Annotated in this window: 20 protein-coding genes; 17 read left to right on the top strand and 3 right to left on the bottom strand. The window is 69.7% G+C overall.

Annotated features, from left to right (window positions below; all coding sequences use genetic code 11):
* The first annotated feature begins 19 nt into the window (after positions 1–19).
* On the top strand, positions 20–2,197 hold the full coding sequence (locus N5079_RS29325; RefSeq protein WP_261587388.1) for a RelA/SpoT family protein: 2,178 nt from the start codon (positions 20–22) through the stop codon (positions 2,195–2,197).
* Positions 2,198–2,483: 286 nt separating this feature from the next.
* On the opposite strand, the gene N5079_RS29320 is transcribed toward N5079_RS29325, so the two are convergent.
* Together N5079_RS29320 and N5079_RS29315 are read right to left on the bottom strand one after the other, a co-directional pair.
* Entirely contained in the window at positions 2,484–3,728 is a 1,245-nt protein-coding gene (locus N5079_RS29320; protein ID WP_261587387.1) for a DUF349 domain-containing protein, read from the bottom strand.
* A 44-nt stretch (positions 3,729–3,772) separates the two neighbouring features.
* Positions 3,773–4,633 carry a peptidylprolyl isomerase gene (locus tag N5079_RS29315; protein ID WP_261587386.1) on the bottom strand — a complete coding sequence of 287 codons (861 nt, stop codon included), beginning with the start codon at positions 4,631–4,633 and terminating at the stop codon, positions 3,773–3,775.
* Positions 4,634–4,922: 289 nt separating this feature from the next.
* On the opposite strand from N5079_RS29315, the gene N5079_RS29310 reads away from it, so the two are divergent.
* The 3 genes from N5079_RS29310 to aspS are packed head-to-tail and all read left to right on the top strand — an operon-like array spanning position 4,923 to position 8,622.
* Positions 4,923–5,609 carry an MBL fold metallo-hydrolase gene (locus N5079_RS29310; protein WP_261587385.1) on the top strand — a complete coding sequence of 229 codons (687 nt, stop codon included), beginning with the start codon at positions 4,923–4,925 and terminating at the stop codon, positions 5,607–5,609.
* Complete coding sequence (hisS, locus tag N5079_RS29305; RefSeq protein WP_261587384.1) at positions 5,609–6,865, top strand: histidine--tRNA ligase; 1,257 nt, start codon at positions 5,609–5,611, stop codon at positions 6,863–6,865. Before N5079_RS29310 ends, hisS begins: the two co-directional genes overlap by 1 nt.
* Positions 6,862–8,622 carry an aspartate--tRNA ligase gene (aspS, locus tag N5079_RS29300; RefSeq protein ID WP_261587383.1) on the top strand — a complete coding sequence of 587 codons (1,761 nt, stop codon included), beginning with the start codon at positions 6,862–6,864 and terminating at the stop codon, positions 8,620–8,622. Before hisS ends, aspS begins: the two co-directional genes overlap by 4 nt.
* Positions 8,623–8,955: 333 nt before the next feature.
* Here the strand turns inward: aspS and N5079_RS29295 are convergent, their stop codons facing one another.
* Complete coding sequence (locus N5079_RS29295) at positions 8,956–9,837, bottom strand: peptidylprolyl isomerase (RefSeq protein ID WP_261587382.1); 882 nt, start codon at positions 9,835–9,837, stop codon at positions 8,956–8,958.
* A 258-nt stretch (positions 9,838–10,095) separates the two neighbouring features.
* On the opposite strand from N5079_RS29295, the gene N5079_RS29290 reads away from it, so the two are divergent.
* From N5079_RS29290 to N5079_RS29230, 13 genes are all read left to right on the top strand, one after another.
* Entirely contained in the window at positions 10,096–10,572 is a 477-nt protein-coding gene (locus N5079_RS29290) for a DUF2231 domain-containing protein (RefSeq protein ID WP_261587381.1), read from the top strand.
* Positions 10,573–10,588: 16 nt separating this feature from the next.
* On the top strand, positions 10,589–11,905 hold the full coding sequence (locus N5079_RS29285; protein ID WP_261587380.1) for a replication-associated recombination protein A: 1,317 nt from the start codon (positions 10,589–10,591) through the stop codon (positions 11,903–11,905).
* A 104-nt stretch (positions 11,906–12,009) separates the two neighbouring features.
* Positions 12,010–12,480, top strand: a complete 471-nt coding sequence (locus tag N5079_RS29280; RefSeq protein WP_261587379.1) for a DUF948 domain-containing protein — start codon at positions 12,010–12,012, stop codon at positions 12,478–12,480.
* The gene (locus N5079_RS29275) at positions 12,477–12,770 is read left to right on the top strand and encodes a hypothetical protein (protein ID WP_261587378.1); all 294 of its coding nucleotides are present in this window, start codon (positions 12,477–12,479) and stop codon (positions 12,768–12,770) included. The genes N5079_RS29280 and N5079_RS29275 overlap by 4 nt, the downstream gene beginning before the upstream one ends.
* Position 12,771: 1 nt before the next feature.
* On the top strand, positions 12,772–15,444 hold the full coding sequence (gene alaS, locus N5079_RS29270; RefSeq protein ID WP_261587377.1) for an alanine--tRNA ligase: 2,673 nt from the start codon (positions 12,772–12,774) through the stop codon (positions 15,442–15,444).
* A gap of 28 nt (positions 15,445–15,472) precedes the next feature.
* Positions 15,473–15,970, top strand: a complete 498-nt coding sequence (ruvX, locus tag N5079_RS29265) for a Holliday junction resolvase RuvX (RefSeq protein ID WP_261587376.1) — start codon at positions 15,473–15,475, stop codon at positions 15,968–15,970.
* Complete coding sequence (gene mltG, locus N5079_RS29260) at positions 15,967–17,001, top strand: endolytic transglycosylase MltG (RefSeq protein WP_261587375.1); 1,035 nt, start codon at positions 15,967–15,969, stop codon at positions 16,999–17,001. The genes ruvX and mltG (N5079_RS29260) overlap by 4 nt, the downstream gene beginning before the upstream one ends.
* A 105-nt stretch (positions 17,002–17,106) precedes the next feature.
* The gene (gene mltG / locus N5079_RS29255; protein ID WP_261587374.1) at positions 17,107–18,258 is read left to right on the top strand and encodes an endolytic transglycosylase MltG; all 1,152 of its coding nucleotides are present in this window, start codon (positions 17,107–17,109) and stop codon (positions 18,256–18,258) included.
* Positions 18,255–19,130, top strand: a complete 876-nt coding sequence (locus N5079_RS29250) for a shikimate dehydrogenase (RefSeq protein ID WP_261587373.1) — start codon at positions 18,255–18,257, stop codon at positions 19,128–19,130. Before mltG (N5079_RS29255) ends, N5079_RS29250 begins: the two co-directional genes overlap by 4 nt.
* Before the next feature lie 232 nt (positions 19,131–19,362).
* Complete coding sequence (infC, locus tag N5079_RS29245; RefSeq protein WP_410007843.1) at positions 19,363–19,986, top strand: translation initiation factor IF-3; 624 nt, start codon at positions 19,363–19,365, stop codon at positions 19,984–19,986.
* Between the two features lie 134 nt (positions 19,987–20,120).
* Positions 20,121–20,315, top strand: coding sequence for a 50S ribosomal protein L35 (gene rpmI, locus N5079_RS29240; RefSeq protein ID WP_261587371.1), 195 nt, complete (start codon positions 20,121–20,123; stop codon positions 20,313–20,315).
* A gap of 23 nt (positions 20,316–20,338) precedes the next feature.
* Positions 20,339–20,719, top strand: coding sequence for a 50S ribosomal protein L20 (gene rplT / locus N5079_RS29235; protein ID WP_261587370.1), 381 nt, complete (start codon positions 20,339–20,341; stop codon positions 20,717–20,719).
* A 101-nt stretch (positions 20,720–20,820) separates the two neighbouring features.
* Positions 20,821–21,654 carry a TrmH family RNA methyltransferase gene (locus N5079_RS29230; RefSeq protein WP_261587369.1) on the top strand — a complete coding sequence of 278 codons (834 nt, stop codon included), beginning with the start codon at positions 20,821–20,823 and terminating at the stop codon, positions 21,652–21,654.
* The last annotated feature ends 86 nt before the right edge of the window (positions 21,655–21,740 follow it).

Here is a 21,740-nt window from a genome sequence, read left to right as displayed (position 1 = left end):
CGGGGGGCAGTGGGGGGCTATGAATCCGGTTCTGGAGCCGCTTTTCAAGACGGTCCGGGCGACGCATCCCAAGGCCGATCTGCGCCTCATCGAGCGTGCCTACGACGTGGCGGCCTTCCACCACCGCGATCAGAAGCGCAAGAGCGGCGATCCGTACATCACGCATCCCCTCGCCGTCGCGACGATCCTGGCCGAGCTGGGCACCGACGACGAGACGCTGTGCGCCGCCCTGCTGCACGACACGGTCGAGGACACCGCCTACAGCCTCGACGAGTTACGGGCCGACTTCGGCGACAACATCGCCCTGCTGGTCGACGGCGTGACCAAGCTGGACAAGGTCAAGTTCGGCGACGCCGCGCAGGCGGAGACCGTCAGGAAGATGGTCGTCGCGATGTCCCGGGACATCCGGGTCCTGGTCATCAAGCTGGCCGACCGGCTGCACAACATGCGGACGATGCGGTACATGCCTGAGCACAAGCGGCAGCAGAAGTCCCGCGAGACGCTGGAGATCTTCGCGCCGCTGGCCCATCGGCTCGGCATGAACACCATCAAGTGGGAGCTGGAGGACCTCGCGTTCGCCATGCTGTACCCGAAGCGGTACGACGAGATCGCGCGGATGGTGTCGGAGCGGGCGCCGCGGCGCGACCTGTTCCTCCAGGACGTCATCGAGAAGGTCTCCGGCGAGCTACGCGAGGCCAAGATCAAGGCGACCGTGCGGGGGCGGCCGAAGCACTACTACTCGATCTACCAGAAGATGATCGCCAAGGACGTGGCCTTCGACGACATCTACGACCTCGTCGGCATCCGCGTGCTCGTCGACACGGTCCGCGACTGCTACGCCGCGCTCGGAACGATCCACGCCCAGTGGAGGCCGGTGCCGGGGCGGTTCAAGGACTACATCGCGATGCCCAAGTTCAACATGTACCAGTCGCTGCACACGACGGTGATGGGTCCCGAGGGCAAGACGATCGAGCTGCAGATCCGCACGCGCGCGATGCACAACCGGGCCGAGTACGGCGTGGCCGCCCACTGGAAGTACAAGGAGGAGACCACCTCGGGCGCCGCCAAGGTCAAGCAGGTCAATGACATGGCCTGGCTGCGGCAGCTGCTCGACTGGCAGAAGGAGACGTCCGACCCCGGGGAGTTCCTGGAGTCGCTCCGCTTCGACCTGTCCGTCTCCGAGGTGTTCGTCTTCACCCCCCGCGGGCAGGTGATCGCCCTGCCGGAGGGCGCGACCCCCGTGGACTTCGCGTACGCCGTGCACACCGAGGTCGGCCACCGATGTATCGGCGCCCGGGTGAACGGCAGGCTGGTCCCGCTCGAGTCACGTCTCGGCAACGGCGACACGGTGGAGATCTTCACCTCGAAGTCGCCGGACGCCGGGCCGTCCCGTGACTGGCTCAAGTTCGTCAAGAGCGGCCGCGCCCGGAACAAGATCCGCCAGTGGTTCTCCAAGGAGCGCCGCGAGACCGCGATCGAGGCCGGCAAGGAGGCCATCGGCCGGGCGATGCGCAAGCAGGGCCTGCCGCTTCAGCGCCTGATGTCGGGCGAGGCCCTTCTCGCGCTCGCGCGGGATCTGCGCTACCCGGACGTGTCCGCTCTGTACGCCGCGGTCGGCGAGGGCCACGTGGCCGCCCAGTCGGTCGTCCAGAAGCTCGTACAGGCCCTTGGCGGCGTCGAGGGGGCCGAGGAGGACATCGCCGAGGCGGCGGTCCCCACGCGGCTCAAGGGGCGTCCCAGGGCCAACTCCAACGCCGGGGTCATGGTGGCCGGCGACCCCGACGTCTGGGTACGGCTCTCGCGCTGCTGCACCCCCGTCCCGGGTGACGACATCGTCGGATTCGTCACCCGAGGGCATGGAGTCTCCGTACATCGCACGAACTGTCCCAATGTCGAGCAGTTGAACGCGCAGCCGGATCGTCTCGTCCAGGTGGCGTGGTCTCCGGGGGACGACTCGGTCTTCCTCGTCGCGATCCAGGTCGAGGCGCTTGACCGGCCCCGCCTGCTGTCGGACGTGACGCGGACGCTGTCCGACCACCACGTGAACATCCTGTCCGCGTCGGTGGCGACCACCCGGGACCGGGTGGCCGTCAGCAAGTTCACCTTCGAGATGGGCGACCCGAAGCACCTTGGGCACGTCCTCAAGGCCGTACGGACCGTCCAGGGCGTCTACGACGTCTACCGCGTGACGAACTGACCTCCTCCCCCCCCGGCGTGATCATGCACGGGTTCCGGGAGATGGCCTCTGTCCAGCCCTCATGCCATACGTGATCATGCACAGGTTCCCCGGGAGGCCGGCTGACCCGCGCCGCCTCAGTCGGTGATCATGCACCGGGCGGTGGAAGCTCGTGCATGATCACGAACAACGTTTGGGCAGATCAGTGAGAGCCTTCGGGAATCTGTGCATGATCACACATGGAGTTTGGGCAGGTCAACGCCATTCCCGGGAACTCGTGCATGATCACGCCGATGCGGGGGAGGGGTCAGGAGAACTCGGCGAGGGTGCGCTCGGCCTCCTCCAGCCACGACCGGCGGGCGGCCAGGGCCTCCTCGGCCTCCTTGACGTCCTTGTCCTTCCCGGCGGCCTGAGCCTTGGAAAGGCGCGTCTCCAGCTGCTCGATGGACTTGCGGAGCTGGTTGACCGTGTCCTGGGCGCGGGCCCGGGCCTCCGGGTTCGACCGCTTCCACTCGTTCTCCTCGGCCTTGCGGACCGCGTCGTCGACCTTCCGCAGGCCGCCCTCGAGCTTGTCCCGCATCTCGCGGGGCACCGGACCGGCCGCCTCCCAGCGCTCCAGGATGGCCCGCAGCGCGGCCCGGGCCGTCCGGGCGTCGGTCACGGGCAGCAGCCGCTCCGCCTCGGCGAGCAGCGCCTCCTTGGCCTCCGCGTTGGCCGCGAACGACGCGTCCCGCTCGGCGAAGACGGCAGACCGGGCCTGGAAGAACTGGTCCTGCGCGGCCTTGAAGCGGCCCCACAGCTCGTCCTCGGCCTCCCGGGAGGCCCGCCCGGCCGTCTTCCACTGGCGCATGAGCTCCCGGTAGGCGGCGGCCGTGGCGTTCCAGTCGGTCGAGGACGACAGCGCCTCGGCCTCGTTCACGATCCGCTCCTTGGCGCCGCGCACCGCGTCACGCTGCTCGTCCAGCGACGAAAAGTACGCCTTGCGCCGCTTGGCGAAAGCCGTACGGGCGGCCGACAGGCGCTTCCACAGCGTGGCCTCGGTGGTGCGGTCGATTCGCTCGGCCGCCTTCCACTCGTCCACGAGCTGACGCAGCCGCTCGCCGCCCGACTTCCAGTGGGTGGCGTCCTCGGCGATCCGCTCGGCCTCGGCGACGATCCGCTCCTTGGTCTCGCGCGCCTGCGCGCGGGCCTGGTCGCGGGCGGCCCTGACCTCCTCGCGGCGCTTGCCGACGAGGTCGGTCAGCGCGGCGAGGCGGTCCTGGAGGGAGCCCAGGTCGCCGATGGCGTGCGCCTCGGTGACCGCCTCCCGCAGCTTCGTGATGCTCGCCTCGGCCTGTGCGGGCGCCAGGTCGGTGCCCCTCACCCGCTGTTCGAGGAGCTGGACCTGCCCGGCCAGCTCGTCGAACTTGCGGCGGAAGTAGGCGAGCGCCTCCTCCGGCTCACCGGCCTGCCAGGACCCGACGGCCCGTTCTCCCTCAGCCGTACGCACGTAGACGGTGCCGTCATCGTCTACCCGGCCCCACGGGTCGGTGGTCACCGTGTCCTCCCGCACTTGAATCAGCCTCCAGGGCCCGATATGCCCTTGGTTGTATTACGTCAGCTCTTGCCGGTGATTGTCACGTGTTTGATTTCCACGGGCTGCTTGGGCGCACCCGTGCCGTCCCCTGTTCCGCCGGGAAGGACGCCCTGCTTGGCGACCTTGTCCAGGATTTCCAGCCCTTTGGTCACCGTACCGAAAGGTGTGTAGTCGGGGCTCAGCCCGGTGTCCCCGAACACGATGAAGAACTGGCTGCCGTTGGTGTCCGGGCCGCTGTTGGCCATGGCCAGCACGCCCCGGGTGTACTTCGCGCCCGCGAGGTTCTCGTTGACGAAGCGGTAGCCGGGTCCGCCCTGGCCGTCGGTCGGGTTCTTGCCGTCGGCCTTCGCCAGCGGGTCGCCGCACTGCAGGATCGGGAAGGTCGCCGGCCCCATCCGGTGGCACTTGCTGCCGTCGAAGTAGTTCTTCGACGCCAGGTACCGGAACGAGTTGACCGTGCACGGCGCCTTGGCGGAGTCCAGCGTGGCGACGATGTCCCCGAGGTTCGTCTTGATGGTCATCGTGGCCGGATCCGTGCTCACCTTCGCGGGCGGCAGGCCGACGTCCTTGACCTGGCCGCTGCCCTTGTCGGCGACGTAGCCGCACAGCCCCGTCGCCGGGTCGTACGGCTTGGGCTGCTCGGCCGCCGCCGCGCTGGCCGCGGCGCTCGCGGACGGCGCCGCGGACGTGGTGGCGTTGCCGTCCTCGCCGCCCAGGATGGCCGTCGCGGCCACGATGCCGCCGATCACGACCACGACCGCCGCGCTGGTCCCGACGATCGCGGCGCGCCGGGCCTTCTGCTGGCGCTCGGCGCGCGCCTGAATCTGCCGCTGGTAGTGCTCCCGGGCCAGCTGCTTCTGACGGTCTTTGCCGGTGACCACTTCGCCCTCCCGACTGTCCTGTTTTCCGATGGTCGTTCCCACGGTCGTTTCCATGGGGCGGCCGGATGCCGGCGTCGCACAGGCGGGCGGCCGCGCCGGAGAAGTGCACCGAAACGGCAGCTCGCTCTATAGCATCCGGCTCGACTGCTCCAAGAATGACTATTGAGGTGGGCGAATCGTATCGGCACACGGGTATTGGTTCGCAGCCCGCCGACCCGCACCGGTACCCTTCGGTTACATTCGCTCGCGTAATCCTTGATACATCCGCAGAGACGCAGAGGCCGCTTCCGTGCTCGTCGCCGGGTTTCCCGCAGGGTCGTTCCAGACCAACTGCTATGTCGTCGCTCCCGCCGCAGGCGAGGAGTGTGTGGTCGTCGACCCTGGTCAGGACGCTGTCGAGGGCATCGACGACCTGCTCCGCGAGCATCGGCTGAAGCCCGTCGCGGTGCTGCTCACCCATGGTCACATCGACCACATGTGGTCGGTCGTGCCGGTCTGCGGCGCCCGCGACGTTCCCGCGTGGATCCATGCCGACGACCGCGACTTGCTGTCGGACCCCGGCAAGGGGCTCTCGCTGCAGGCCCGGCAGATGCTGTTCGGCGGCCTGGAGTTCAGCGAGCCCGACGACGTGCGGGAGCTGACCGACGGCGCCACGCTGAAGCTCGCCGGTCTCGACATCACGGTCGATCACACTCCCGGCCATACCAGGGGGTCGGTGACGTTCCGGACGCCCTACGAGGACTCACAGGTCCTGTTCGCGGGCGACCTGCTGTTCGCCGGCTCCATCGGCCGCACCGATCTTCCGGGCGGAGACTACGCCACGATGCTGCGCAGCCTCGCGAAGACGCTGAGGCTGCCGGACGAGACGACGGTCCTGCCCGGCCACGGACCACAGACGACCATCGGCCACGAGCGGGCCACCAACCCCTACCTGAGGGAAGTGGCGCCGCACGAGGGCCCTAGCAGGGGACTGTAATGAGCTTTCAGGCGCCCAAGGGCACCTTCGACTGGTTGCCGCCGCGATCGGAGTGGGCACTCCTCGTGCGCGACGCGCTGTCCGCGCCCGCCCGCCGCGCGGGCTACGGCTACATCGAGACGCCGGCATTCGAGGACACCGCCCTGTTCTCGCGCGGGGTCGGCGAGTCGACAGACATTGTGACCAAAGAGATGTACACGTTCGAGAGCAGGGGCGGCCAGTCGCTCACGCTGCGCCCCGAGGGCACGGCCAGCGTGGTGCGCGCCGTCATCGAGCACGGCCTGTACGGCGGGGCCCTCCCGATCAAGCTCTGGTACTCCGGGAGCTACTTCCGCTACGAGCGCGCCCAGGCCGGCCGCTACCGTCACTTCTCGCAGGTGGGCGCGGAGGCCCTCGGAGCCGAGGACCCGGCGCTCGACGCCGAGCTGATCGTGCTGGCCGCCGACGGCTACGCCTCGCTGGGCCTGAAGAACGTGCGGCTGCTGCTGAACTCGCTCGGGTGCAAGGAGTGCCGCCCCGCCTATCGGGCGGCGTTGCAGGACTTCCTGCGCGGGCTCGACCTCGACGAGACGACCCGGCAGCGCATCGAGATCAACCCGCTGCGGGTCCTCGACGACAAGCGCCCCGAGGTGAGGGCGCAGCTCGTCGGCGCGCCCCTCGTGACCGACCACCTCTGCGGGGCCTGCAAGGCCTACCACGAGGAGGTGCGCGGCCTGCTCGGGGCGGCCGGGGTGGCCTACACCGACGACCCGAGGCTCGTCCGGGGGCTCGACTACTACACGCGGACGACGTTCGAGTTCGTCCACGACGGCCTGGGCGCCCAGTCCGCGGTCGGCGGGGGAGGCCGCTACGACGGTCTCAGCGAGATGATCGGCGGCCCGCCGCTGCCCAGCGTCGGATGGGCCCTCGGGGTCGACCGGACGGTCCTCGCGATGGAGGCCGAGGGGCTGATCACCGAGCGGGCCGGGCACGTCGACGTGTTCGCCATCCCGCTGGGCGAGGAGGCCAGGCGGCGGATCTTCCCGCTGGTCAGTGAGCTGCGCCGGGCCGGCCTCGCGGTCGATATGGCCTTCGGCGGCCGGGGCGTCAAGGGCGCCATGAAGGCCGCCGACCGCAGTGGCGCCCGCTACGCCCTGATCCTCGGCGAGCGAGATCTCGAGGCGGGAGCCGTACAAGTGAAGGACCTGACCACAGCCGACCAGACCGCGGTGCCGCTCGCCGAGGTCGTCGAAGTCTTGAAGGGGAAACTCTCGTGATCCGCACTCACGAAGCAGGGACGCTTCGTAAGGAGCATGCAGGACAGCGTGTGACGCTGGCGGGCTGGGTGGCGCGCCGGCGCGACCACGGTGGCGTGGTCTTCATCGACCTGCGCGACGCCTCCGGCTCGGCCCAGGTCGTCTTCCGCGAGGAGGACCATGCTCACGACCTGCGCTCGGAGTATTGCGTCAAGGTGACGGGAGAGGTCCGCGTCCGGCCCGAGGGCAACGAGAACCCCGACCTGCCGACCGGCGAGATCGAGGTCGTCGCCTCCGAGGTGGAGGTGCTGAGCGAGTCGGCGCCGCTGCCGTTCCCGATCGAGGGCAGCACAGGCGTGTCGGAGGAGGCGCGGCTGAAGTACCGCTACCTCGACATCCGGCGGCAGCAGATCGCCGAGGCGCTGCGGACCCGCTCGCAGGCGACCTACCTGGCGAACGAGGTCATGCGGGAGCGCGGCTTCGTCTACGTCGAGACGCCGAACCTCACCCGGTCCACGCCCGAGGGCGCCCGTGACTTCCTGGTCCCGGTGCGCCTCCAGCCGGGCAACTGGTACGCCCTGCCGCAGTCGCCGCAGCTCTTCAAGCAACTCCTCATGGTCTCGGGTCTGGAGCGCTACTACCAGCTCGCCCGCTGCTTCCGCGACGAAGACCTGCGGGCCGACCGGCAGCCCGAGTTCACCCAGATCGACATCGAGATGTCGTTCGTCGACCAGGACGACGTGATCGAGCTGGGCGAGGCCCTGATCGGGCGCATCTGGAAGGAGACGATCGGCTACGAGCTGCCGTCGCCGCTGCCGCGGATCACCTACGCCGAGGCGATGGCCCGGTACGGCTCGGACAAGCCCGACCTGCGGTTCGGCGTCGAGCTGGTCGACCTGACGAAGTACTTCGCGAACACCACCTTCCGCGTGTTCCAGGCGCCGTACGTCGGGGCCGTCGTCATGCCGGGCGGCGGGTCGCAGACCCGCAAGGAGCTCGACGGCTGGCAGGACTGGGCCAAGGCCCGGGGCGCCCGGGGGCTGGCGTACGTGCTCGTCCAGGAGGACGGTTTCGGCGGCCCGGTGGCGAAGAACCTGTCCGAGGCCGAGACCGCCGGCCTGGCGGAGGCGACCGGCGCCAAGCCCGGCGACGCGATCTTCTTCGCCGCTGGTGCGCTCGGCCCCTCGCGGGAGCTGCTCGGCGCGGCCCGGCTGGAGATCGGCCGCCGCTGCGGCCTGATCGACGAGTCGCAGTGGTCGTTCCTGTGGATCGTCGACGCCCCGATGTTCGAGCCTGTCTTCGATGAGGTCGGCCGCGAGATCGGCTGGACCGCCGTCCACCACCCCTTTACCGGCCCGAAGCCCGAGTGGGCCGACAACTTCCAGGACAAGCCCGGCGAAGCCCTGGCGTACGCGTACGACATGGTCTGCAACGGCATGGAGATCGGCGGCGGCTCGATCCGTATCCACCGGGCCGAGATGCAGCAGCGCGTCTTCGACGTGCTCGGCATCTCCAAGGAGGAGGCCGAGAGCAAGTTCGGCTTCCTGCTCGAGGCGTTCAAGTACGGCCCGCCGCCGCACGGGGGCATCGCCTACGGCTGGGACCGGGTCTGCATGCTGCTCGCGGGCGGCGAGTCGATCCGGGACGTCATCGCGTTTCCGAAGACCGCGTCCGGCTACGACCCGCTGACGGGCGCGCCGACCCCGATCACGGGTGACCAGCGCAAGGAGGCCGGCGTGGACGCCAAGCCCAAGGCCGAGACCACCGGCCAGGCCTGATCGCCAACGGCGCCGTCAACGGCTCTGTCACGGCCCTCCCGAGCCACAACGGGAGGGCCGTGATCATGCACACATTCCCGGGGAGGGCCGTCTGCCAGCCCGCATCCGATTCGTGATCATGCGCGCTTTCCCCGCAACCCGCCTTAACATGCCGTGACCGCATCCGTGATCATGCAGGCAGTCGCCAAGTGCATGATCACGTACGGCGAAGCGGCAGGTCGTAGGCTTGCGCGGGAATGCCCGCATGATCACGCGCGATGAAACGGCGGCGTGGCGGTCTCAAGCGGGAATCCCTGCATGATCACGCGGGAGTCGTGATCATGCGGGAGCGTTTCAGGAGACCGCGAGGTCCTTGATCAGCACGCGGATCTTGGGGGCGTTGGAGCCGCCCTCGTCGCTGGTGATGTCCTTGCCGTCCTTGGCGGTCTTCACGCCGCCCTTGACGATCTTGTCGACGATGTCCATGCCCTTCCGCACGATGCCGAACGGCGTGTACGCCTGCGGAAGCTGGGCGTTCTCGTCCGTGTAGGAGATCGCGAACTGGCTTCCGTTGGAGTTGGCGTCCTCACCGCCCTGGGCCATGAAGACGACGCCCCGGGTGTACTGCGGGCCGAGGTTCTCATCGTTGAACAGGTAGCCGGGGCCGCCCGTGCCGTCGGTCGGGTTCTCGGCGTCGCCCTTCGCCTGCGGGTCGCCGCACTGCAGCAGGCCCAGGCCGTTCGTCTGAACGGTGGTGAGACGGTGGCAGACCGTGTTGTCGAAGTAGTTCTTCTTCGCGAGGAACGCGAAGGAGTTCACCGTGCACGGGGTCTGCCCCGGAGCCAGGTCGATGACGATCGCGCCGAGGTTGGTCTTGATCGTCATCGTCGTCGCCTTGATGACCTGGGCGCTCAGCTTCTTGGGCGGGAAGCCCACGAATTTGGCCGGGCTTCCCGAGTCGTCCTTGCGATACTCGCAGGTGACCTTCCGCAGGTCCGAGGGCACCGCGGTCACGGTCGGGGCCGGAAGCGCCGACTGGGTCGCCGACGGACCCGCCGCCGAGGGAGAGGCGGACGGGGCGGAGGGGCTCGCCTGTGCCCCGTTCTTAGCACCGCCACCGCAGGCCGCGAGACCACCCGCCATCACGAGGACACCAAGCCCCACGCCGAGGGTGGTGGTGCGCTTGGCCGTCCTCACACGCGAAGCCGGTTGCTTCTGCCGATCAGTGTCGGTCACCGCTGTGCCTTCCCTTTTGCCGTCGATTTGGCCGTCGATTGACCACCGCGATGCGTCACTCTATCCGCGATCCCGTTGAGTCCGTATAAAGCAGACGCCCCATGGGTATCAATGACCTTCTGCGGCATCACCGGCACAGCCTTCATCTCCCTTTCAGATCTTCCTGGGAACCTCCTGCTGACCGAATCCGTATGAGGGTGAAGCGCCTCGCCTTTTCCGGAGCGCCCGCTCGAACCCCCGTCACAGGAGCGATGAACCATGTTCGACCAGATCTTCGGCCTCCCCGCCCATCCGCTGATCATCCACCTGGCGGTGATGGTGACTCCGCTGCTCGCGGTGCTCGCCATCGGTTACGTCGTGCTGCCCCGGTTCCGCCAGAAGCTCGACTGGGCGGTCGTGCTGAGCGCGCTGGCCGCGCCCGTCTCGGTGTTCGCGGCGCAGGAGAGCGGCGACGCCCTCAAGGAGCGGCTGTTCCACGGGCAGACGCCCACGCCGGTCGCCACGCACGAGGAGTTCGCCGACCCCCTGCTGTTCCTCACGCTCGGGCTGGCCGTCGTCACGCTGGTGCTGGTCTACGTCACCCGGACGCGCCGGGACCCGGGAGCCGCCGCCTCCTCCTCCGCCAGGGCGGTCACGCTCGTGCTGTCCGCCGCCACGGTCCTGCTGGCCCTGGTCGTCGGCTACTACGTCGTGCGGACGGGCCACAGCGGCGCGACCGCGGTCTGGGGCGCCTGACGGTAGGGTCGGCGTTGTGGAGAGCCTGTTCGATTCGGCGGCCGAGGAGGCCCACAGGAGCCAGGAGCCGCTGGCCGTGCGCATGCGGCCACGAGGGCTCGACGAGGTGATCGGCCAGCGGCATCTGCTCGGGCCCGGCACGCCCCTGCGCCGGCTGGTCGAGAGCGAGGCCCCGATGTCGCTGTTCCTCTGGGGGCCGCCGGGAACGGGCAAGACGACGCTGGCTTACGTCGTCTCCAACGCCACCAAGCGCCGGTTCGTCGAGGTGTCGGCCGTCTCGGCGGGCGTCAAGGACGTCCGCGCCGCCATCGACCAGGCCCGCCGCGAGCTCGGCATGACCGGCCGCCAGACCGTGCTGTTCGTCGACGAGGTCCACCGGTTCAACAAGGCCCAGCAGGACGCGCTGCTGCCGGCCGTCGAGAACCGGTGGGTCACGTTCATCGGCGCCACCACGGAGAACCCGTTCTTCTCCGTCATCTCGCCCCTGCTGTCCCGCTCGCTGCTGCTCACCCTCGAGTCGCTGACGGACGACGACGTCCGCGCGGTCCTGGAGCGCGCCGTCGCCGACCCGCGCGGCCTGGACGGGCGCGTCGTCCTCCACCCCGAGGCCCTCGACCAGCTCGTACGGCTCGCCGGAGGGGACGCCCGCCGGTCGCTGACCTACCTGGAGGCCGCGGCGCTGCTGGCCGGCGACGTCACGGTCGAGGTGGTGGAGAAGGCCGTCGACAAGGCGGCCGTCCGCTACGACCGCCAGGGCGACCAGCACTACGACGTGATCAGCGCGTTCATCAAGAGCATGCGGGGCTCCGACGCGGACGCCGCGCTGCACTACCTGGCCCGGATGGTCGAGGCCGGGGAGGACCCCCGGTTCATCGCCCGCCGCATCGTCATCTTCGCGTCCGAGGACGTCGGCATGGCCGACCCCACGTGCCTGCAGATCGCGGTGGCGGCCGCCCAGGCGGTCGAGTTCATCGGCCTCCCCGAAGGGCGGATCAACCTGGCCCAGGCGGTGATCCACTGCGCCCTGGCGCCCAAGTCCAACGCGGTCGTCAAGGCCATCGGCGCCGCCTCCGACGACGTACGGCGCGGCCTCATCGGGCAGGTCCCCGGTCACCTGCGCGACGGCCACTACCCGGGGGCCAAGAAGCTCGGCCACGGCAAGGGCTACCAGTACCCGCACGACTTCGAGCACGGCCTGGTCCGGCAGGACTACGCCCCCGAGGAGCTCCGGGACCGGCGCTACTACGAGCCGACCCGGCACGGCGCCGAGGGCCACTTCGGGGAGAGATGGGCCAAGATCCGCGGCTTTCTGCGGGGCGACAAGACCACGTAGCACCCGCCGTACGGGTTCCGGAGGCGTGTGGCAGGCATCGGCGGGCAGAGCGTTCGCGATAGGGTCTTGCCATTCCAGCTCCGGTGATCTAGGGAGATCGGCACATGCTTACCGCGGGAGAGGTCGCGGGCCTGATCGTCGCCATGTTCTGGGCGATCCTGGTCTGCTTCATGGCCGTCGTGCTGGTGAGGCTGGCGCGCCTGCTGGCCGAGACCACCAAGACGGTGGCGGAGCTGACCGACCGGGTCGTGCCGCTGCTAGAGGACGTGAGCCAGACGGTCTCCGAGACCAACCGCCAGCTCGTCACGGTCGACGCCATCACCCACAACATGCGCGACGTGAGCGGCAACATGGTGAAGATCACCGGCGTCGCCTCCGTGCTGCTGGCCGGTCCCGTGATCAAAATCTCCGCGCTCGGCCACGGCATCCGCGCCGCGATCGCCGGGCGCCGGGGGCGCCCCGCCCGGAGCGCGCCCGTCACGCCCGTCACACAGGGGGCCGAACGGCCCGCCGTTCCCAGGATGCGCGCTCCGTCCGAGCGGCGCGGCGCCGGCGCCGGGAGGCGGCGCGGGTGATCCGGCGGCTCTTTTACATGGCCCTCGGCGCGTACCTGGCGGTCTGGGTGATGCGTAAGCTTCAGTCATTGCGCCCGGACCACGTGGCGAGGCGCGCGGCCGATCGCGCGGTGACGTTCGCCGACCAGCTCAGGGGCTTCGCCGAGGACGTGCGTCGCCTCTCGGCGAGCAGGGAAACCGAGTTGCGGGCCGGCTTCGGCCTCGACAGTGTTGAACGAACCAGTGCTGAACGAACCAGTGCTGATGCAACCACTCTCAGCAGACACGACGACGTAAAGGATGGCCGCTGAAATGGAGTCGGCAGAGATCGCCCGCCGCTTCCTGCGCTTCTTCGAGGAGCGCGGGCACACCGTCGTGCCCTCGGCCAGCCTGGTCGCCGAGGACCCGACGCTCCTCCTGGTCAACGCGGGCATGGTCCCGTTCAAGCCCTACTTCCTGGGCCAGCAGAAGCCGCCGTACAAGCGGGCGACCAGCGCGCAGAAGGTCATGCGGACGTTGGACATCGACGAGGTCGGCAAGACGACCCGGCACGCGAGCTTCTTCCAGATGCTGGGCAACTTCTCGTTCGGCGACTACTTCAAGGACGACGCGATCCCGTTCGCGTGGGAGCTGCTCACCCGGCCCGAGTCCCAGGGCGGCTTCGGCTTCCCCGAGGACCGGCTGTGGGCGACCGTCTTCTTCGACGACGACGAGGCCTTCGACATCTGGCACAAGAAGGTCGGCCTCCCCGCCGAGCGCATCCAGCGCCGCGGTCTCGCGGACAACTACTGGCACATGGGCGTGCCGGGCCCGGGCGGCCCCTGCACCGAGATCTACTACGACCGCGGCCCCGAGTACGGCAAGGAGGGCGGCCCGGTCGCCGACGAGACCCGCTACCTCGAGGTCTGGAACAACGTCTTCATGCAGTTCCAGCTCAGCGCGGTCCGCAGCAAGGTCGACTTCGACGTCTCCGGCGATCTGCCCGCCAAGAGCGTGGACACCGGCATGGGCCTGGAGCGCATGGCGGCGATCCTGCAGGGTGTCGACAACATCTACGAGATCGACACCACCTACAAGATCCTCGACAGGGCGGCGGAGCTGACCAAGTCGCGGTACGGCCGCGACCACCGCTCCGACGTCTCGCTCCGCGTCGTGGCCGACCACATGCGCGCGGGCGTGATGCTCGTGGGCGACGGCGTGCTGCCGTCCAACGAGGGCCGGGGCTACGTGCTGCGCCGCATGCTGCGCCGCGCGATCCGCAACCTCCGCCTGCTCGGCGCGGGCGAGGAGCGGTACATGCACGAGCTCACCGCCGTGACCATCGACGTCATGGGTCAGCAGTACCCCGAGCTCAAGGCGGACGCGGCCAACATCCACACGGTGATCGACGCGGAGGAGACGTCCTTCATCGGCACGCTCCGCACCGGCACGGCGATCTTCGACGCGGCCGTGGAGGAGACCAAGCGCAAGGGCGCGCCGACCCTCAGCGGGGCCGAGGCGTTCCAGCTCCACGACACGTACGGCTTCCCGATCGACCTCACCCTGGAGATGGCGTCCGAGCAGGGCCTCCAGGTCGACGAGGAGGGCTTCCGCCGGCTCATGAAGGAGCAGCGGGACCGGGCCAAGGCGGACGCGGCGGCCAAGAAGACCGGCAACGCCGACATCTCCGTCTTCAGCAACATCCTGGAGAAGGCCGGCAAGGTCGACTTCCTGGGCTACGACCACACCACCGCCGAGGCGGGCGTCATCGGCCTGCTCGTGGACGGCGGGGCCGTCCCGGCGGCGGGCGCGGGCACCACGGTGGAGGTCGTCCTGGACCGCACCCCGTTCTACGCCGAGGGCGGCGGCCAGCTCTCCGACCAGGGCGTCATCCGCACGGACGGCGCGGAGGTCGAGGTCGTGGACGTCCAGTCGCCGGTGGCCGGGCTCATCGTGCACCGGGGCAAGGTCCGCACGGGCGAGATCCGGGTCGGCGACCAGGCGCACGCCGAGATCGACCTGGAGCGGCGCCGCGCGATCTCGCGCAGCCACACCGCCACCCACCTGGTCCACCGGGGTTTCCGCAACGCGCTCGGCGAGTCGGCGGCCCAGGCGGGCTCGGAGAACTCGCCCGGCCGCTTCCGGTTCGACTTCACGGCGGCCGGGGCGGTCTCGCACACCGTCCTGCGCGACGTCGAGGACGAGGTGAACGCAGTCCTGATCAACGACCTCAAGGTCAACGCGTACTACACCTCCCAGGCGGAGGCCCGGGCGATGGGCGCGCTCGCGCTCTTCGGCGAGAAATACGGCAACGAGGTCCGCGTCGTCGAGGTGGGCGACTACTCCCGCGAGCTGTGCGGCGGCACGCACGTCGCCAGCTCGGGCCAGCTCGGCCTGGTCAAGGTGCTCGGGGAGGCGTCGATCGGCGCGGGCGTGCGCCGGGTCGAGGCGCTCGTCGGCCTCGACGCGTTCCGCTTCCTCGCTCGCGAGAGCGTGCTGGTCGCCCAGCTCAGCGAGCAGCTCAAGACCCGCCGCGAGGAGCTTCCGGAGCGCATCGAGGGCATCGTCACCCGGCTGCGCACCGCGGAGAAGGAGCTCGACAAGCTGCGGTCGGCGCAGGTGCTCGCCGTCGCCGGGGAGCTGGCGGGCGGGGCCCGCGACATCCAGGGCGTTTCCGTGGTGACGCACCGCGCGCCTGATGGCACCTCCCCGGACGACCTGCGTAAACTCGCCCTCGATGTGCGCGGCCGGTTCCCGAGCGACCGCGCCGCGGTTGTCGTCGTGTCCGGCGTGCCCTCAGACCGGCCGGTCGTCGTCGCCGCGGTCAACGAGGCGGGACGCGCGCGCGGTCTGAAGGCCGGGCAGCTTGTCGGCGTCGCCGCCAGGACGCTTGGGGGTGGCGGTGGCGGCAAGGACGATGTGGCGCAGGGCGGCGGAGCCCGGCCGGAGGCGATCGGCGACGCGCTGCGCGCGGTCGAGGAGACGATCTCCTCTTCTCTCGCCTGACGGCTCCCCGACAGGTGGAGATCGCGCCATGAGGCACGGCGTCAGGCTGGGCGTCGACGTCGGATCGGTCCGGATCGGCGTGGCCCGCAGCGACCCTTCGGGGCTGCTGGCCACGCCCGTCGAGACCGTGAAGCGGGGCCGGGGCGACCTGGACAGGATCGCGGCCATCGCCGCGGAGCACGAGACGATCGAGATCCTCGTCGGGCTCCCCACGTCCCTGTCGGGGCGGGAGAGCCACGCCGCCGCGGCCGCGCGGGCCTTCGCCGCCCAGCTCGCCGTACGGCTGTCGCCCACCCCGGTCCGGATGGTGGATGAGCGGCTGAGCACGGTGACGGCCCAGCAGGGGCTGCGGTCCAGCGGAGTGAAGGCGCGCAACCAGCGCGGCGTCATCGACCAGGCTGCTGCCGTCGTGCTGCTCCAGGCCGCGCTCGACGGAGAGCGAGCCACGGGCAGACCGCCCGGTCAACCGGTGCGACCGCCGGGCGGCGTGCCCGGCGAGGAAGCGAGCGGCGGGACCGGCAGGTGAGCCGCGCACCGGCCGTCGTGGCCGGAGGCGCCGCGCTGCTGACGGCCGCGGTCGTGTTCGGCGTCTACTCCTTCATGCGGCCGGCTCCGGGTCCCCAGGACTTCGAGGGCGCCGGCTCGGACGCCGTCACGGTGGAGATCAGCCCCGGAGCCAGCGCCGGTGAGATCGCCGAGACCCTCAAGCGGGCGGGCGTGGTGGCGAGCGCCCAGTCGTTCGTCCAGGCGGTCGTCGAGCGGTCGAAGGAGGGCAGCCTCCGCCCCGGCCGCTATCGCCTGAAGCGGCGCATGGCGGCCTCCTCGGCCCTCGATCTCCTGCTGGCCCCGAAATCACGGGTGGTGCGCAGGGTCACGGTCCCGGAGGGCCTGCGGACGTCCGAGGTGCTGACCACCCTCTCGGCCGGATCCGGCATCCCGCTGGCGGACTTCACCAAGGCGGTCGCCGAGCCCGCCGGCCTGAGCCTGCCGTCCTACGCCGACGGCAAGGTGGAGGGCTTCCTGTTCCCGGCGACCTACGAGGTCGAGCCCGGGGCGACGGCTCGCGACCTGCTGAAGAACATGATCGCCCGGTTCGGCGCGGCCGCCCGGCACGTCGGCCTCGGGAAGGTCGCACCCGAGCGGGGTCTGACGCCCCTGGAGGTGGTGACCGTGGCCAGCATCATCCAGGCGGAGGGCGGGCAGGAGTCCGAGTTCCCGAAGATCGCTAGAGTGATCTACAACCGGCTCCAGCGTGGCGCGAAGCTGGAGATGGACAGCACGGTCAACTACGCCCTCCGAAGGCACACGCTCAAGGTCTCACAGCGGGACACCGAGGTCGCCTCGCCGTACAACACCTACGCGCGCGCGGGGCTGCCGCCGGGGCCGATCGCGAACCCGGGGGAGAGTGCGCTGATGGCGGCGCTTCGTCCCGCCAAAGGTGATTGGTACTGGTTTGTCACCACGGATCCACGCCATAGAATCACCAAATTCACTGACAAAGAGACGGAGTTCCTGAAATATCGGGAAGAGCTGAACAGGCATCTCGGGGCGAACTGAGTTGGACGCCCCGGGACCAGCGACTCCGCGACGCCGGAACACCCCTCGGTTTGGCGCACTCGCTTGACGCGGGGCCAGTCGTACCGGGAGATTGGCCAGCGCACTATGAATGATCTGGACATGGACTTCCTGCTGGGCGCCGAGGACGACGACGGACCTCCGCGCCGGACCCGTGGCAGCCGCAGCCAGCAGCGCCGCAGCCGCAGGCGGCGCAAGCGGCAGCGCCGGAAGGGGTTCGCCGCGACGCTGTTCGCCATCGTGGTGATCATCGGCGTCCTCGGCGGCGTGGGCTACCTGGGGTTCAACTGGGTCCGCGACGTGATGATCCCCAAGGACTTCACCGGCGAGGGGGCCGGGGAGGTCGTGATCGAGATCAAGGATGGGGCCTCCGCCTCCGAGGTGGCCCAGACCCTTGAGGAGCAGGGCGTCGTCGCCAGCGCGCGGGCGTTCGTCAACGCCATCGGCGCGGCGGGCAAGAGTTCCTCGCTCCAGCCGGGCGAGTACACCATGCACAAGGGCATGTCGGCGGCCTCCGCCGTGGCCCTGCTCGACCCGAAGAACCGGGTGCTCAACCGGCTGACGATCCGCGAGGGCCTGCGGCTCAGCAAGATTTTCACCGAGCTCTCCACCGCCACCGGCAAGCCGGTAGAGGAGTTCAAGCAGGCGGCCCGGGGCGACATCGGGCTGCCGAAGTACGCCAAGGGACGGCTGGAGGGCTTCGCCTTCCCGGCGACCTACGAGGTGAGCCCCAAGCAGACCCCGGCCCAGATCCTCACGGCGATGGTGGACCGGTTCAACCAGACCGCCGAGAAGATCGATCTCGAGGGCCAGGCCAAGCAGATCGGCCGGACCCCCCGGGAGATCATCACCATCGCGAGCATCGTCCAGGCCGAGTCCGGCAACCAGGGCGACATGGCGAAGGTCGCGCGGGTCATCTACAACCGGCTGTCCCGCAACCCGCAGATGAAGCTGGAGATGGACAGCACGCTCATGTACGGCCTCGGCAAGTACGGCATCGCCGCGTCGAACGCCGACCTGCAGAGCAACTCGTCGTACAACACCTACAAGCGCCTCGGCCTGCCTCCCGGCCCGATCACCAACCCCGGCGACCACGCCATCGAGGCCGCGCTGCACCCGGCCGACGGCACCTGGCTCTGGTTCGTGACCGTCGACCCCCAGAAGGGGATCACCAAGTTCACCGACAAGGAGTCGGAGTTCTGGAAGCTCCGCCAGGAGTTCAACAGGAACCACGGATGACCGGCCCGCACCTCGGCACCACGCCCGATCCCGGCCGCCGGGGCGCCGTCCTCGGCTCGCCGGTCGCCCACTCGCTCTCCCCGATCCTGCACCGCACGGCGTACGCCGGACTTGGACTCGCGGACTGGCGCTACGACGCGATCGAATGCGCCGAGGGGGACCTGGCCGCGCTGGTGGAGTCAATGGGCTCCGAATGGGCGGGCCTGTCGCTCACGATGCCGCTCAAGCGGGCGGTCCTTCCCCTGCTGGACACGGTGTCCGACCTGGCGGTCGAGGTCGGAGGCGCCAACACGGTGGTCTTCCGCGACGGCGCCCGCCACGGGGAGAACACCGACGTCTACGGGATCGTCCAGGCGCTCGCCGAGGCCGGGGTCGCCGCGCCCTCGGCGGCCACGATCCTCGGCGGCGGCGCGACGGCCGCCTCCGCCCTGGCGGCCCTCCGCGAGATGGGGCTGGCCGAGGTCACCATGGTCGTCCGGAACGCCTCCCGCGCGGGGGAGACCCTGGACGTCGCGGAGCGGCTCGGGGTGGCGGTGGCCGTACGGACCCTGGACGGGTTCGACGGAACGTACGTGGACGGCGACCTGGTGATCTCCACCCTGCCCTCGGGCGCGGCGGACGGCCTCGCCGGCGAGATCGCCGCGGCCCTGCCGGACAAGGGCGCCCTGTTCGACGTGGTCTACTCGCCGTGGCCCACCGCGCTGGCGAGAGCCGTACAGGACCGGGGCGGGGCCGTCGTCGGCGGCTTCCCGATGCTCCTCCACCAGGCGGTCAAGCAGGTCGAGCTCATGACGGGCCGCGCCGACGTCCCCGTGGAGGCCATGCGCGCCGCCGGTGAGGCCGAGATCGCCCGCCGCGCGGCCCAGGAATAGTTCGTAGCCCGGTGAGGTTGTGGTAACGTAAGTCATCGATCGGTCCGGCATGCCAGCTGGACGCGCAAGCGGAGGTCCTCCTCCCACCTGCTTCCGCCGAAAGGCGGACGGGTCAAGGATCACACCGGAGTTTTCGGTACGAGAGCTCAGTGACCCCGCATGCGTGACGTGCGGGGTTTTCTGTGTTTCCCGCACGGTCGAGCATCTAGAGCGGAAGTCTTTTGGAGGTCCCATCAGCACCGAGCCCCGCATCAACGATCGTATTCGTGTGCCGGAGGTCCGCCTCGTCGGCCCGAACGGCGAACAGGTCGGCATCGTGTCCATCGGTGATGCGCTGAAGCTGGCCCAGGAGGCCGACCTCGACCTGGTCGAGGTCGCGGCGACGGCCAGGCCTCCCGTGTGCAAGCTCATGGACTACGGCAAGTTCAAGTACGAGTCGGCCATGAAGGCGCGCGAGGCCCGTCGCAACCAGGCGCACACGATCATCAAGGAGATCAAGCTCCGGCCGAAGATCGACCCGCACGACTACGAGACCAAGAAGGGTCACGTCGTGCGCTTCCTCAAGGCAGGGGACAAGGTCAAGGTCACGATCATGTTCCGGGGTCGCGAGCAGTCCCGGCCGGAGCTCGGTTTCCGGCTGTTGCAGCGGCTCGCGGAGGACGTCACCGAACTCGGCTTCGTCGAGTCGCAGCCCAAGCAGGACGGGCGCAACATGATCATGGTGATCGGACCGCACAAGAAGAAGGCCGAGGCCAAGGCCGAGAAGGCCGCGGCGAAGGCCGCGCGCGGCGGCGACCCGGCGGCGGAGGGATCCGTCGTGGAGGAGCACGCCGAGCAACCCGCCCAGGCGGAGTGACGCATTCCGTCTGAGCCACCAGACGACGCTTACGGAAATCCGAGACCGGGACGGTCTCGCGGAGTCAGGCATGCCGCCGGCTCGGGTACCGGCCCGGGGCGTCGGCACGGACAAACGAGGGAGAGACGGCTGACATGCCGAAGATGAAGACGCACAGCGGTGCGAAGAAGCGGTTCCGGCTCACCGGTTCCGGCAAGATCGTTCGCCGCCGTGCCAGCCGTGCGCACTACAACGAGTGGAAGTCGTCCACCTTGACGCGTCGTCTCGAGGGTCTCGTCGTCATGTCCGACGCCGACACCAAGAAGATCAAGAAGCTGCTCGCGAAGTAACGACCCCGGGGAGATAGAACAACATGGCACGCGTGAAGCGGGCGCTCAACGCCAAGAAGAAGCGCAGGGTCGTCCTCGAGCGGGCGAGCGGCTACCGGGGTCAGCGGTCGCGGCTGTACCGCAAGGCCAAGGAGCAGATGCTCCACTCGATGACCTATGCGTACCGGGACCGCAAGGACAAGAAGGGCACCTTCCGGCGCCTGTGGATCCAGCGCATCAACGCCGCGGCCCGCCTGAACGGCATGACCTACAACCGGTTCATCCAGGGCCTGCGCCTCGCCGGCATCGAGGTGGACCGCAAGATCCTCGCCGACCTCGCGGTGAACGACGCCCAGACCTTCGCCACGCTGGTCGAGTCCGCCAAGAAGGCGCTCCCGTCCGACGTGAACGCGCCGGTCGCGTAACACTGCTTCAATGAGGGCCCACCGACATCCGGTGGGCCCTCATTCATCTTTCAGGGGTCGTCCGTTTCAGGGGTCGTCCCGCGAGGGGGAATGGGGAAGGCATGGCGGAGCTCACCAACATCAGGTCGCCGCGGGTCAAGGCCGCCCGGAGGCTGACCAAGCGGGCCTTCCGCGACCGGGACAGGGCGTTCCTGGCCGAGGGGCCCCAAGCCGTGCGCGAGGCCCTCGCAATCAAGGACGTCACGGTCGAGCTGTTCGCCACCGTCGAGGCCGAGACGCGGCACGCCGACATCGTGGCCGCCGCCACGGCCGCGGGCGTCCCCGTGTTCCGCGCCAGCGGCGAGGTCATGGCCGAGCTGACCCAGACGGTCACGCCCCAGGGGCTCCTGGCCGTCTGCCGGTTCGTCCACGTCCCGCTGGCCGAGGCCGTGCCGCCCGGCTCCCGGCTGGTCGCCCTGCTCGCCCACGTCCGCGACCCCGGCAACGCCGGCACGGTCCTCCGTACGGCCGACGCCGCCGGGGCCGACGCCGTCGTGTTCACCGACGCGTCGGTGGACCCCTACAACGGCAAGTGCGTCAGGGCCAGCGCGGGAAGCCTCTTCCACCTGCCGGTGGTCACCGGCACCCCCGTGGCTCAGGCCGTACGGCAGGCGCGCGAGGCCGGGCTGACGATCCTCGCCGCCGACGGGGCGGGCACCCGGACCCTCGACGACGTCGATCTGGGCCGCCCGACCGCGTGGCTGTTCGGCAACGAGGCGTGGGGCCTTCCGCCCGAGCTCCTCGAACTGGCCGACGAGGTGGTCCGCGTGCCGATCTACGGACGGGCCGAAAGCCTCAATCTGGCCACCGCCGCGGCGGTCTGCCTCTACGCTTCCGCGCGGGTTCAACGGCAGACCTTACATTCCGTGGAAGAACCCACCACCCCGGCCGGCTGAGGCTGCTGAAGGTCCCGGGAAACCCGCTATTGTCGGCGATGGAGTCGCGCGACCGGGGGTTGGCGCGGGTCCGGCTCCGCGGGGTT

Origin of the sequence: Planotetraspora sp. A-T 1434 (assembly GCF_025420585.1) — a bacterium.
Lineage (GTDB): Bacteria > Actinomycetota > Actinomycetes > Streptosporangiales > Streptosporangiaceae > JAOEGB01.
Note: the sequence above shows the minus strand (reverse complement) of the source record. Positions and strands in the feature narration are given on the sequence as shown.

Bases quoted from the DNA above. Each gene is read 5' to 3' on its own strand.
- N5079_RS29290 (WP_261587381.1), top strand. From the start codon at position 10,096: ATGTTCGACCAGATCTTCGGCCTCCCCGCCCATCCGCTGATCATCCAC.
- N5079_RS29230 (WP_261587369.1), top strand. From the start codon at position 20,821: ATGGCGGAGCTCACCAACATCAGGTCGCCGCGGGTCAAGGCCGCCCGG.
- N5079_RS29280 (WP_261587379.1), top strand. From the start codon at position 12,010: ATGCTTACCGCGGGAGAGGTCGCGGGCCTGATCGTCGCCATGTTCTGG.
- N5079_RS29250 (WP_261587373.1), top strand. From the start codon at position 18,255: ATGACCGGCCCGCACCTCGGCACCACGCCCGATCCCGGCCGCCGGGGC.
- ruvX (WP_261587376.1), top strand. From the start codon at position 15,473: ATGAGGCACGGCGTCAGGCTGGGCGTCGACGTCGGATCGGTCCGGATC.
- mltG (WP_261587374.1), top strand. From the start codon at position 17,107: ATGAATGATCTGGACATGGACTTCCTGCTGGGCGCCGAGGACGACGAC.
- alaS (WP_261587377.1), top strand. From the start codon at position 12,772: ATGGAGTCGGCAGAGATCGCCCGCCGCTTCCTGCGCTTCTTCGAGGAG.
- rpmI (WP_261587371.1), top strand. From the start codon at position 20,121: ATGCCGAAGATGAAGACGCACAGCGGTGCGAAGAAGCGGTTCCGGCTC.
- hisS (WP_261587384.1), top strand. From the start codon at position 5,609: ATGAGCTTTCAGGCGCCCAAGGGCACCTTCGACTGGTTGCCGCCGCGA.
- rplT (WP_261587370.1), top strand. From the start codon at position 20,339: ATGGCACGCGTGAAGCGGGCGCTCAACGCCAAGAAGAAGCGCAGGGTC.
- N5079_RS29325 (WP_261587388.1), top strand. From the start codon at position 20: ATGAATCCGGTTCTGGAGCCGCTTTTCAAGACGGTCCGGGCGACGCAT.